Source organism: Luteolibacter flavescens (genome assembly GCF_025950085.1).
Classification (GTDB): Bacteria; Verrucomicrobiota; Verrucomicrobiia; order Verrucomicrobiales; family Akkermansiaceae; genus Haloferula; species Haloferula flavescens.
Genome location: NZ_JAPDDS010000001.1, coordinates 686,675 through 699,136 on the forward strand (window position 1 = coordinate 686,675; position 12,462 = coordinate 699,136).

Consider the following 12,462-nt stretch of genomic DNA (forward strand, 5'->3'; position numbering starts at 1 on the left):
GGCGGACCGGCTATCGCCGGTGCTGCACAAATGACCACTCCCTTCCACCGGCAGGTTTCCGAAGCATCGCGGCTTCAGGCATTGCGCGCCAGCGGCTTGCTCGACGGCATCGCCCAGCCGGAATTCGAGAGGGTCACAACGCTTGCCGCACGCGTCCTGAATGTGCCTGTGTGCTTGGTTTCGCTGGTCGATTCCGAGCGTCAGGTCTTCGCCGGGGCATGCGGCTTGTCCGATCCCTACAACCGGGATCGCGAAACGCCGCTGAGCCATTCCTTCTGCCAGCACGCCGTGAATGAAGGCAGGCCACTGATCATCCGGGATGCCCGAGTCGATCCTCGTGTGGCGGACAATGGAGCCATCGCCGATCTCGGGGTCATCGCCTATCTCGGTTTCCCGCTCGCGGGCGAGGATGACCATCTCTTCGGAGCCTTTTGCGTGATCGACTCAAAGCCCCGCGATTGGACGGAGGAAGAAATCGAGTCCGTCCGCGACTTCACCGCACTGGTTGCCGGGCAGATCGAGCTTCTCATCGCCCGCCAGCGGGAAAAAAACGCGCTCGAGATCGTGGTTCATGACCTCAAGTCGCCGCTGGCCGGCATCAAGATGGCCACGAATTTGCTGCGCGAAAGGGCCGGAACGATGCCGCGCGAGCTAAACCCGCTGGTCGAGGCGCTGGGAGAATCCAGCGACCACGCTTCGCGTCTGGTGGATTCTCTCGTGCGCCCCAGTCGCCAGTCCGAGCGCGGGCAGGACTTGAATGGCGTGCTTTCGCAGGTGATCGAGCGTCATCGCCCCCAAGCTGCCGGGAAAGGTCTGACGCTGGAGCACCGGAATGATATTCCGGTAGTCCGGCTTGCCGCGGCGGATTGGGTCATCGAGCGCGTCGCCGACAATCTCCTGAGCAACGCGATCAAGTTCACGCCTACCGGCGGGACCGTGCGCTTGGATTGGGTGATGGACGGCGAAGGAGGCGGCTTCGAAATTTCCGACACCGGGCCGGGATTTGCCGAAGAGGATCTGCCCAAGATCTTCAGCCGCTACGCACGCCTCAGCGCCCGCCCGACGGCAGGCGAGGCATCCACCGGCCTCGGACTATCGATGGTGAAGCGTCTGGTGGACGAGGAAGGCGGCAGCGTGAGCCTGATCAGCGCCCCGGGTGAAGGGGCGGTTTTCCGGATCTTCTTCCCGCTCGCAGGCGAGTGAACTGACGTTATTGGCCGGGGATGAGCGGCGGGAATTGGGGCGGCGGATTCTTTTTCAGCTCCTCGTCGACGAGTGCCCGAAGTTCCGAATTTCCCAGTTCCGAGAGCTGCTTGTCGCGTGTAGGCTGATCAAGGATCAGGCGCATCGATGAGGCAACCGCGGCGGCAACCTGCGGCTTGAAATCCGCCTGCTTCGATGCCCAGGAGGAAAGTTCCGCGGGATTGGACTTGATCCAAGTGTTGACCATGTTGTTCAGCGCGGAGGTCCGGGCCCGGCCTTCCGGCATGGTTTTCACCCAGTCGGCAGCAGCCTGGGGCGAGGATTGGGACCATCGCTGTGCGATGAGAATCTGAGTGCGATCCCGCACAACTCCCTCCGGCACTTCTTCGACCAACGCCAGCGCCTGCTGCAGGTCGGTCGTCGTCAGGGCCACGGCAACGCGACCGATGGCGTCGTCACGTTCCTCTGGTTGGGGCAATCCGCGAGCCCATTCGAGCGCTGCTGCAGCATCATCACCGGCGATGCTGGAGGCAAAGTGCGCAATCAGGCGCTTGGATTCCTCACCGCCCGGGGTGAGACCCGCGAAGGCCCTCTCCGCGATGGCACGGTCGATCTCGATGGCATCCCAAGCGACTTTTGCGAGGGCCTTCTCACGGGCAACCGGGTCCGTTTCAAGCTCGGCCTCGTCCAGCGCCTTGCGTAGTGCGGTCTTCGCCTCCGCTTCCCGGGCCGAGCCCAGATCGCGTCGCTCGGTGCGACTGGACTTCGAGGAGATGCGGGAATGGGCGGCGGGATCGCTGCTGGTCGTCTCCTCCTCCTTCTTTTCGCAGGAGGAAATGAACAGCAGGAGGACTGCGGCGGTGCTATGGGTCAGGCGCATCACGGTTCGAGGGAAATGTGGCTGAAGATCGCGGTGTTTTCAACATCGGTGCTTCCACCCGCCACGGCGAGGCCGAAATAGCAAGTGACGGGAAACCCTGCGGAAAGACTGCCGACGGAGGTCCACTCCACTCCGTCAGCACTCTTCAAGGCCGTGACGGTATTGTCCCTGCGGATCAGACGAAGCCAGACATCGGGAGTAGCACCGGTGCCACTCGGGGAGTTGGACGTGTTTCCATTGGTCGTGGTGCGGCGGATCCAGCGGTATCCGCCATCGCCGGTCACGCCGATGAAAACATGGCGGGAGTTTGACGCGAGCGAGTCGCGGATCATCAGGCCGGCGATACCCTCGGAGCCAATATTCCCCACGGAGTCCAGACGGGCGGTGATAGTGCCATCGCCACTCAGGGGCTGCCATACCAAATGGAGTGCATCATTCCTCGATGCCAATGACCCGCTGCCACTGAGCAGGAAAGCATCCCCGAAGCCAAGCCCCTCTCCTGCCAAGACGCTGCCGATCGACATCTCCTCCCAAGGAAGTGGGAGCGACGCGACCACCTCGACGGTCATGGTAGCCTCGTCATACAGGCCTGCCGCGTCGGTGGCGCGGATGGTGAAAGCATTGATCCCGGAACTGCCCACGGGCGGGGTTCCGGAAAACACCCCGTCCGGGGAAAGCTCCAGCCATGTCGGACCGGAAACGATCGAATAGTAGGGCACATCCAGCCTGTCGGGATCAACCGCGCTCCCGGTGATGTCCGGCGTGGTGTAAGCGACCCCCTCCTTGCCTCGGGCCGCTATGATGAGATGGGACGCGAAAACCGGTGCGTCATTGACGTTCTCCACCGTGATGACGAGCACCGCCTCATCCGACAAGCCCTCCGGATCCGACACCCGGATGACGAACTCATTCACCCCAACATCGTCATTGTCTGGCGTGCCGGAGAACGAGCCATCCGTGGCGACCAACAGCCAGTCCGGGCCGCTGACCTTTGTAAAAGTGAGCAGGTCCGCAGCATCGGGATCGGACGCCGCGATGGCACCCGAGAAGGGTTGATCTTCCGTGGCCGACATCTCGAAGAAGTCGGCTTCAAAAGAAGGCGGCTGATTGTTGCTGATGACCGTGATCTCCACGGCAACGCTGCCGGTCTTCAGTGGATAGGTCGATCCGATGCCGCGGTCCTGCGCCGATACGGTGAGGATATTCAGCCCCGGCCTCATGCTCATCGCGGCGCTGTCAGCTACCGTGATCTCACCGGTCAGCGCATCGATGGAGAAAGCCCCTGGAGACGGGCTTGAAGTGATCGCATGGAGGGGCACCTCGCCTTCCGGGTCCAAGGCGTGGACCACGCCGATCACGGTCCCCGCCGGACTCCCTTCCGGCACGCTGAAAGACACGGGACCCTCCGGAAAATAGGGAGTCTCATTCAGATCGTAGGGCTCCAGCGCCGAGGCCGGGATGATCGTGATGGACGGGATGCCCGGGCCTGTCCATCCGACCTGCAGGTGGTCCGCACCGGCGCCCTCCTTGTGGATTGCTTCGATGTAGTACTGCTGCCCCCCTACCAACTCCACGGCATGAGACTGCTGCGAGGGGAACTTATCCCACTCGCCGGGACTCGTGGAACCTGTGACAGACGCGATCCGCGTCGCATCCCCTCCATCCGGGCCGCTGCCTAACAGAAGCTCTGACTGCTCGTCCGAGGACAGGTAAAAGGTGTAGCTGCCACTCACGGGCGGCGTGACCAGAGCCCGGATACGGGACCCATAGTCATCCGCGAAATTCACCCCAGCATCAAGCCCCGAAAGCGTGCGGATCGAGGTTGGGTGATAGGGGTAGTCCGGACTGGAGGTGAGCGAGGCCAGGTCGTCACCCGGGATACCGGACCACATCTGCTGCATGACATTCGTCGTGACGAACTCCCCGGGTGAAAGCACCACGACCGTGATGTTCCCCGTGCCGGATTGGAGGGGCGAGCCATTGTCACTGACGCCGATGGTCAGGTTGTGAACCGGTTGAATGCCGGGATTCAGCATGTTCGCCACCGCGACCCGGAGCACGCCGGTGGCCGGGTCGATGGCGAAGATCCCCGCCGCATTTCCCGAGAGGATAGTGAAACCGCCATGGGAATCCTGAGCATTCGCATCGGTCACTTCCACCCTGCCGATCTGCTGCCCGGCAAAGGCGTCCTGCTGGATAGGAAAAGACGCCGCACGGATCCGCGGCTGATAATTCTGATAGTAGGGAGCGAGGTAGAGCCCCCGGAGAAGCTGCTTCGGAATCCCCGGCCCGGACCATGCCACCGAGATGTGGTCCCTCCCCTCGCCGTCCTTGTGGCGGGCCTCGATGTAATAAGCCTGACCCGCATTCAGAAAGACCGGCTCCGACTGCTGGGGACCGTCGTCGATCCAGGTATTCGGGTCCGTGGGTGAAGCGACCGATGCGATGACGGTGACATTTGCCGGGCTGGAATTCGTGCTCAGCCGGAGTTGCCCGGAATCGTCCGCAGCGATCCAGAAGCGATAGCTTCCCGTCTCCGGAGGGATGACGTAGCCGCACACCGTGCTGCCGTAGCTATCTCCATGCTCCCCACCCCGGAAGTCATTTAGCAATTCCTCGCTGTCCGGTTGATCCGGGAATCTCGGGCTCGCAGTGAGATTGCTGACAGCGGTGCCGCCGATCCCCTCGAAGAAGGTGCGGGTGATCTTGCCCGTCTGATACTCATCGGCGATGTCGAGGACGGTCACATTGATCGTGGCCGTCGCGGAAAGTGCCGGCACACCTTGGTCGGTCACACGCACCAGCAGCGGGACTGTAACGGCAGAAGTCACCTCGATGGGCGCCGCCACGCGAAGCTCCCCGGTGCCGGGATCAATCTCGAACCAGCCATCATCATTCCCCCCGACGATGCTGAAGACGGGAAAGTCGAAGTGATCGGGATCGTCAGCCTGCACCTTGGCGAGCCAGCTGCCCACCCGCGTACGCTCCAGCATGGTCAGGCTTCCATCCGGTATCACCGGCTCCTCGTTCACATCGGTGACCGTTACCACCACCCGGATAGTTTCATTCAGGGAAGGGTCCAGGACGTCGGAGATGGTCACGAACAAACCGATCTCCGCGGGACCGTCCCAGCGTGACGACAAGGCCTCATAGTCAAACGGGCCCGAGGCAAAGAGATCGCCAGTCACCGGATCCATGAAGAAAGCGCCGTCTTCATTGCCGCCCGTGATGCTCCACAGCAACATGGACAAGCCGTGATCCAGCCTCGCAGCCACCGATCCGACCAGTGCTCCAGCGGGCCGGTTCTCCGCGAGCGTGAAGCGATCCGGTTTCGTGCCGCCTTCAATGCTCCCGCTGATCAGGTAAGTCCCGAGCGAGCCGTAATCCGTGTAGCCATCCACAAGCGGATCGCCCCGCCCAGTGCCACGGACTCTCAGCAGGTATTCCCCGGCCGGAAGCGTCCCGGTGGTCGTGGCAGTGATCGCGAGATCGGGATTCGACGTTGCTACGATGGTCTCCGTACTTGCCTCCACCAGTTCGGCATGAATGTCGAGATTCGGACTCGCCGATGCCGGGCTGAGATCGAGCACCACCGCCCCGCCCGAGGTGACGAAGCGAAAGGCATCCACATCGCCCGTTCGCCCGATGATCCCCTCCCCCTTCACGCTGTCATCCGCCGCGATCTCCAGATGACGCGCGGTGGCGAGGGAGTCACCGGCATCATCGTCACGATACGCCACGTTGTTGTTCGTGGTGGCGATGATCGCCAGGTCATCCTCGGTGTTGTTGGCGCTGCTGTATTCGCCTTTCGACCACTGGCTGAGGTTCCTGTAGTATCCCACACCCATGATGGGCGCCCAGCTCACCGCACCGTCGCCATGCCCCTGGGAGTAATCTTCCGCAGGCGAAATCCGGCCATCGTGCCTGAGACCGAGCGTATGCCCCACCTCGTGGGAGATCGCTTCGGCAGCGGTCTTGCCCGTGCTGTAAAAGGCCCAGCAAACCGTATCTCCCGGCCAATTGTAGGAGCCGACAAATGCCACGCCTCCCGCCGTGGGTGCCGCGTTTTTCGTCGGCGAGATCACCACGTGCTGACGGCTGCCTTCCGGTGCCGCGTCAAAGACCGCGCGGTCCGTGGTGACGTTGAGAGTGAAGCTCAGGAAGTCCTCCGATACGCGTTTCCAGACATCGTGGATCTGGGCGTTAGTGGCGGCAGCAGGCGCTGCATCGAAATTCCCCCACCCCGTGAACGGCCCCGCCTCGCCATCGAAATCGAGGTAGATGACCCCCGTCGCACCCGGAAGGCTCTGGAGAGGAATGACGGCCTGATAGGGTGGAATCGGAATGTCCTCGGGATGATCCTGTGGAGCCTCCTCCCGCACGGCGACGGGTGGCACGGCATAGTCCACGCAAAGGATGCGGTCCTTCAAGACCTCGGCCAACATGGGCTCCCCTCTCGCCCTCACCGGCTCGACCTTCCAACCTACCGGAGAGTTGTCGAAATAGACGTGCCCGACGAGACTACCCGCGACGCCTTCCTGATGAGTCCTCTGGAAGAAGAAGCGTCCCGCGGATGGAGATGCCAGTTCTCCCTGAACCAGCGAGACCCCGGTGGCATCCCGCCGGATCATGTCGATCTTCCCCATCGCTGACTGCCCGTCCGGGAGATCGAGTTGGAAACCCGTGCCATCGACCGAGCGATCGAGGACATCGTCCGGAAGCCGGACCGATCTGCCTGCCCGTCCGGCCCGCAGGTGAGTGATGCGATTCCGGCCCAAGACATCTTCCGGATGCATCTCTGTCTGGCTCCCCGGAAAAGGACCCACTGCTCCTGCCTCCGATGTCATCTCGGGCAGGCGAGCTTTCCAGAAAAAGGAAATCGCCAGCACTCCGAGGATCAGGGAGGCCGCCAGGGAAGGGCTGCGCATCGGGTGGGGTGAGGGTGAGCGGGTGGTCCCGTGGGCGGACTATGTGGTTCGCCCCTTTTCACAGCAAGGGAGGACTTTCTACTTATCAACAGCTTACATCTCCGCGCGGATATCCCTGCTCCATCCGTGCCAAATTCCGTCGCTTTTACTCCCTTTCCCGCGGACTGCCTGCGCACCGTGCGGCGACATCGCAGCAATTCCGCACTGGTAGAATCCCCGCGGTCCCTCCGTAATCCCTCCCAACATGACGTTCGCGAGCCGATTCTTGTCCCTGGCCCTCACCCTAGCCGCTCTGCCGGCTGCCGCCGAAGTGCGGCTGCCGCGGATCTTCACCGATGGAGCCGTGCTCCAGCGCGACCGCGCCGTGCCCGTGTGGGGCACCGCCGAACCGGGCAAGAAGGTCATCGTGAAGTTCGCCGGGCAGGAAAAGGCCACCCAGGCCGCAGGCGACGGGAAATGGCGCATCGATCTGGACGCGATGCCCGCCTCCGCCGAGGGCCGCGCCCTTGAAGCCGCCGAGGAAAACGGCCATCGCGTGGAAGTGAAGGACGTGCTGGTCGGGGAGGTATGGCTCGCCTCCGGCCAATCGAACATGGAATGGAGCATCGGAGCTTCCCGCCAGGAAGATCAGGACGCAGCGAAGACCGGGCCTATCCCCATGCTCCGCATCATCACGGTGCCGAAGAAGCTCTCGCCCTACCGGCTCGACGATTTCGAGGGCCAGTGGAGCCACGCCACGCCCGAGACGGCGATGCCCTTCTCCGCCGTGGCCTATTTCTTCGGACGGAAGCTCACCGAGGAACTCGGCATTCCCGTCGGCATGATCCACTCGTCGTGGGGCGGCTCGCGGATCGAGCCTTGGCTGGCTGACGAGGGATTCGAGGGCATCGACGATCTGCGCGAGATGCGGGAATTCCGCGAATCCCGCACTCCGGGCACCCCGAAGTATGACGAGCTGATGCGCCGCCATCTGGCCGCGACGCGCGGATGGGTGGATGCCGCGGAGCGCGCCCTGCAGGCGCACCAGCCCCTGCCGGGCCAGCCAGCCGCGCCGCCGGTGCTGCCAGTGGGCCACGGCCAGGCGCTGGGCACCTATCAGGCGATGATTCACCCCGTGGTCCCCTACGGCGTGCGAGGCTTCCTCTGGTATCAGGGCGAGTCGAATGTCGGCGAGGGCATGCTCTACACGCTGAAGATGCAGGCGCTCATCCAGGGCTGGCGCAAGCAATTTGCCGCGCCGGAGGCCCCTTTCCTCTACGTCCAGCTCGCCCCCTACAATTACGGCGACGAGCGTGAAGGTGCCCTGCAAGGCATCTGGGCCGCCCAGCGTGACGCACTGAAAATCCCGCGCACCGGTATGGCCGTCACCATGGACATCGGCAATCCCGGCGACATCCACCCGCGGAACAAATCCGAGGTCGGCCGCCGCCTCGCCCTGTGGGCCATGGCAGACACCTACGGAAAGGCGGGCGTGGTGAAATCCGGACCGATTTTCCAAGGCTTCAAGGCCGAGGGAAATGCCATCCGCATCCAATACCATTACGCGGAAAGCGGCCTTGCCACGCGCGACGGGCAGGCACCGAATCACTTCGAGGTCGCCGGACCGGACTGGAACTTCCAGCCCGCCACCGCGGAGATCGCGGGTGGTGAGATCATTCTCAAGTCGGACAAGATCGCCCAACCGGTGATGGCCCGCTACGGATGGTATCAGAAGGCCGAGCCAAACCTGATGAACAAGGAAGGCCTGCCTGCCGCCTCCTTCCACACCCACTGGCCGGACGATCCGGTGCTCGGCCGCAATGTCGCCTTCCAGAAATCATTCACCTCCAGCGACCCGAACAAGAGCGGCTGGAATGCCGGCCTGACCGACGGGAATTGGGAAGGCGGTGCCGGATCTTGCTTCGCTACCGGAAACGCTCCGGAATTCCCCAAGCATGTGACGCTTGATCTCGGCCACGCCCGGGACATCCAGGCAGTGCGCTTCGGCGTGCCGGACTTCGGTGCCACCAAAACAGTCGTCATGTCCGTGAGCTCGGACGGCAAGGAATTCCAGGAAGTCGGCAAGCACGAGTTCGCAGGGAAGACCCGCGCCGTCACCGAGCTCCGCTTTGACAAGCGCCCGGTGCGCTTCGTCCGCGCGACCTTTGCCGATCATCACGACAAGCAGGACCAATACAGCGAGCACCACGGCTTCCTGACCGAGCTCGAAGCATACGGTTCGGCTCAATAAGCTTTCAGCTTCGTGTGAGACTTCCGCGGCTGCCGGTCATCGGAGATCGGCTGCCGCAGCTCGGCGCGACATTGCATCACTCGCCACCTGAAACATCGGGGACGATCCGGCTGAGCTTGTGATTGTTCCCTTTCGACTCGGAATAGTAGGTCTGCGTGAGATAAAGCGCGCCATCCGGGCCGAATGTGGCGTGGACGGTGGCATGATCTGCTAGAAAGGGACGGGCATTGTCTGCCGGGATGGCGGCCATTTCCGAGAGGCCTTTCCCCGCCAGCTTCCAGCGCATCAGGTCCTTGGTGAACCAGTTCTGCGCGTAAAGCACCGGACCGCTAGGGGCGAACGGCCCCTTGGGAGCAACGGCGATGGAGGTCAGGCAGGGCTTGGTGGTGTAGAGCACGCTGGTGCGCTTGTCCTCGGGATTGATGAGTCCCTTGTCCCCGTGCCGCCCCCATCCGGCATCCGCGCCACGCTCGACGCGGGCGATGCGGTCCGTGCCATCTCCATTTTCCGAGACATAGACCGCGTCCGGCGACTTGCCGGGCACGAAGACGAAGCGGTAGGGATTCCGGAAACCCTTTGCCCACACCCGGGAGCGGATCGAGTTCACGTCCCCGTCGAAGAAGGGATTGTCACGCAGGCCTTTGCCATTGGAACTGTCGAGGCGCAGCAGCTTCCCATGATAGCGCTCCAAGTCCGGTGCGAACTCGCGCTTCGTATCGTCCCCGAGCACCAGATAAATCGCCCGGGGATCGGCGGGATGGAAGTGGATGTCACCCGCCTTGTGATTGGTGAATTGCCGGGGCAGGCCATCCAGCAGAACCACCTCCTGGCCGGGAACCGCGGCCTTGAAATCCTTGTCCGCAGTGAGCCGGACCAGCCTCTGCTCATCATCCGCCGTGTAGAAAACGTAGAGACGGCGGTTCTTTGCGAAGCCAGGATCGAGCGCAATACCCAGCAGGCCGCTCTCGCCTTCCGGATTCACTTGGTCGCGGAAGTCGGCAAAGACCGACGGTTTGGCGTATCGTCCCTTCTCCCTTGGCTCGAAAAGCAGGATCCTCCCCTGTTTCTCGCAGACAAACATCCTGCCGGCGGCATCGAAATCGATCGCCGTCATGCCATTGCCGGAATGGATCTCCTCGTATCTGAAGCCCGGCAAGGTCGCCTTTTTGACGTCCCCGGCACGAACCGGAATGGGGGCGACAACAAGGGCAAGGAGCAGAAGCGGAACTTTCATGGAAAGATGGGCCGCCCTCCTAAAACGAAAAACAGGTCGGCGATGGTGCATGAAGTTGCACTATCGGATGCACTGCCGCCCGGCAAACTATTCCCGAGTCCGGCTGCTGACCCACTTGCTACTTCACCACCACCTCCCCCTGAAGCTCGCTGTAGATATAGACGACGTCCACGCCGCGCTCCTCGCGCTTCTCCCAGCAGTGCCAGCCGTATTCGTCGTTCCAATGGAAGTCGTAGGTCTGCACGCGGCGGACCCGCCGGCCTTCCTCCGGCACCGGGTGGATCGCCATTACCCGGCGGACGTTCTTTTCCTCCAGGCCCCGGGTGACCTTTGATCCCTCGGAGATCATGACGATCTGGATCCGTTCCTGATGGTCTTCGATGAGGAGGTTGATCAGCTTGACCGCGGATTCCTTGGAGAGGTTGTGAGTGGGTTCGCCCGCGAAACACACTCCGGCCGTGAGGAAGACGGCCCCGACTATTGAACGCAAGGAGTTCATCGCGAGTAGGACTCCGGGGGCGGGAAAGATATTCGGAGCGATTTCAGGAAAATGTGACACCGCGTTCTTCCTCACTCGGCATTTGCACCGGTCCTCCGGTGCGGCTAGGACGCCGGCATGAGCGACGCCTATCTCGACCGCTTCTCCGGCATCGGCCGCCTCTACGGCACTGCCGGGCTTGAGAAATTCCGCCACGCCCACGTCGCGGTGGTGGGCATCGGCGGCGTCGGGTGCTGGGCCGCGGAGTGCCTGGCGCGCTCCGGCATCGGCAAGATCACCCTGATCGATGCCGATGACCTGTGCGTCACGAATACGAACCGCCAGATCCACGCGCTGGACGGCACCTACGGGAAGCCGAAGGTGGGCGTGATGGCTCTGCGACTGCGGGCCATCCAACCGGAGATCGAGGTGACCGAGCGCCATGAATTCCTCTCCGACCGCAATGTGGATGACTTCCTGAACGAGGGATTTGATGCGGTGATCGATGCGATCGATGCGGTGCGCGCGAAATGCGTGCTGCTCGCGAAATGCAGGGATCGTCAGGTGCCGGTCATAGCCTGTGGCGGTGCCGGTGGTCGTCGTGATCCCTCGCAGATCCGCGTGGCCGATCTCGCCCGGACGCGGGATGACGCGCTGCTGATGACGGTGCGGAAGCGCCTCCGGGACGAGCACGGCTTTCCCAAGGCCCGGCCCGGCGAGAAGGTGCGGAAATTCAGGATCGAGGCCGTCTATTCCGAGGAGCCGCCGCTCTTCCCGACCTGCGAAGGCGGAGTGAGCCACGAGCGCCCCGAAGACCTGCCAAGCGGTCTGCGCTGCGACGCGGGCTACGGCACCGCCACGCACATCACCGCGGTCTTCGGCATGATCGCCGCGGGGCGAGTGCTGGAAATGCTGGCCGCGCCAACTACTACCCCGGAGTAGCGACGAGGAAGAAAATCAGAAGCGCTGCGAGCAGCACCACCATCACCGCGATGGCGATCCAGAACCATCGCGGCGTACGGTAATGCATGTCCGGCGTGCGGGCCACAATCTCCCGATATCCCGCCGTGAAAACCCGGCCGCCCCGCGGACTGAAAAGGAGATACAAGAGGTAGATCCCGAAGGCGGTGCCGATGGGGACGGCAAACATCGACACCACCACCACGAAGCTCGCGGTGATGCGGGACCACCCCTGCAATTGCCCGAGGCCGATGCCGGAGATGAGCTTGAGCGTCCCGAGGCCGAACGCAAACAGCAGGCCCGTCGCGGTCGGCTCCGGAAGATAATTCGCCGCGATCACCTCGATGCAGACGAAGGCGAACGAACCCAGCAGCATCACCCCGCCCAAGACGCAGAGGATGCCCATGGCCTTCACGGATGCCTCGTGCTGGATGTGCCTCGCGCGGACCGCCCGCATGTCCGGAGGCAACGGCCCGGACACCTCATTCCCCGTCGGGGTCTGGTAGGGATTTTCGGTCACGGTTCCAGCGCCCGGAATCGGTCGGAGGG

The 12,462-nt window shown here is 63.1% G+C and carries 8 protein-coding genes; 3 read left to right on the forward strand and 5 right to left on the reverse strand.

Translation table 11 applies throughout. The annotated features are described in order from the left end of the window. Positions 1 to 30 precede the first annotated feature (30 nt). Positions 31 to 1,203: a GAF domain-containing sensor histidine kinase gene (locus OKA04_RS02835; RefSeq protein WP_264499606.1), complete on the forward strand. Its 1,173-nt coding sequence runs from the start codon at positions 31 to 33 to the stop codon at positions 1,201 to 1,203. A 7-nt stretch (positions 1,204 to 1,210) separates the two neighbouring features. Here OKA04_RS02835 and OKA04_RS02840 read toward each other — a convergent pair whose 3' ends face one another. Together OKA04_RS02840 and OKA04_RS02845 are read right to left on the reverse strand one after the other, a co-directional pair. Further along, on the reverse strand, positions 1,211 to 2,083 hold the full coding sequence (locus tag OKA04_RS02840) for a hypothetical protein (protein ID WP_264499607.1): 873 nt from the start codon (positions 2,081 to 2,083) through the stop codon (positions 1,211 to 1,213). Then, positions 2,083 to 7,011 carry a cadherin domain-containing protein gene (locus OKA04_RS02845; protein WP_264499608.1) on the reverse strand — a complete coding sequence of 1,643 codons (4,929 nt, stop codon included), beginning with the start codon at positions 7,009 to 7,011 and terminating at the stop codon, positions 2,083 to 2,085. Before OKA04_RS02845 ends, OKA04_RS02840 begins: the two co-directional genes overlap by 1 nt. Before the next feature lie 265 nt (positions 7,012 to 7,276). Here OKA04_RS02845 and OKA04_RS02850 point away from each other — a divergent pair, with 265 nt between their 5' ends. After that, the gene (locus tag OKA04_RS02850) at positions 7,277 to 9,241 is read left to right on the forward strand and encodes a sialate O-acetylesterase (RefSeq protein ID WP_264499609.1); all 1,965 of its coding nucleotides are present in this window, start codon (positions 7,277 to 7,279) and stop codon (positions 9,239 to 9,241) included. 76 nt (positions 9,242 to 9,317) lie between these two features. Here the strand turns inward: OKA04_RS02850 and OKA04_RS02855 are convergent, their stop codons facing one another. After that, on the reverse strand, positions 9,318 to 10,475 hold the full coding sequence (locus tag OKA04_RS02855) for a PQQ-dependent sugar dehydrogenase (protein ID WP_264499610.1): 1,158 nt from the start codon (positions 10,473 to 10,475) through the stop codon (positions 9,318 to 9,320). 118 nt (positions 10,476 to 10,593) lie between these two features. Further along, positions 10,594 to 10,965 carry a hypothetical protein gene (locus OKA04_RS02860; protein WP_264499611.1) on the reverse strand — a complete coding sequence of 124 codons (372 nt, stop codon included), beginning with the start codon at positions 10,963 to 10,965 and terminating at the stop codon, positions 10,594 to 10,596. Between the two features lie 126 nt (positions 10,966 to 11,091). On the opposite strand from OKA04_RS02860, the gene OKA04_RS02865 reads away from it, so the two are divergent. After that, positions 11,092 to 11,895, forward strand: coding sequence for a tRNA threonylcarbamoyladenosine dehydratase (locus tag OKA04_RS02865; RefSeq protein ID WP_264499612.1), 804 nt, complete (start codon positions 11,092 to 11,094; stop codon positions 11,893 to 11,895). On the opposite strand, the gene OKA04_RS02870 is transcribed toward OKA04_RS02865, so the two are convergent. Further along, positions 11,882 to 12,433, reverse strand: coding sequence for a hypothetical protein (locus tag OKA04_RS02870; RefSeq protein WP_264499613.1), 552 nt, complete (start codon positions 12,431 to 12,433; stop codon positions 11,882 to 11,884). The genes OKA04_RS02865 and OKA04_RS02870 overlap by 14 nt on opposite strands. Positions 12,434 to 12,462 lie beyond the last annotated feature (29 nt).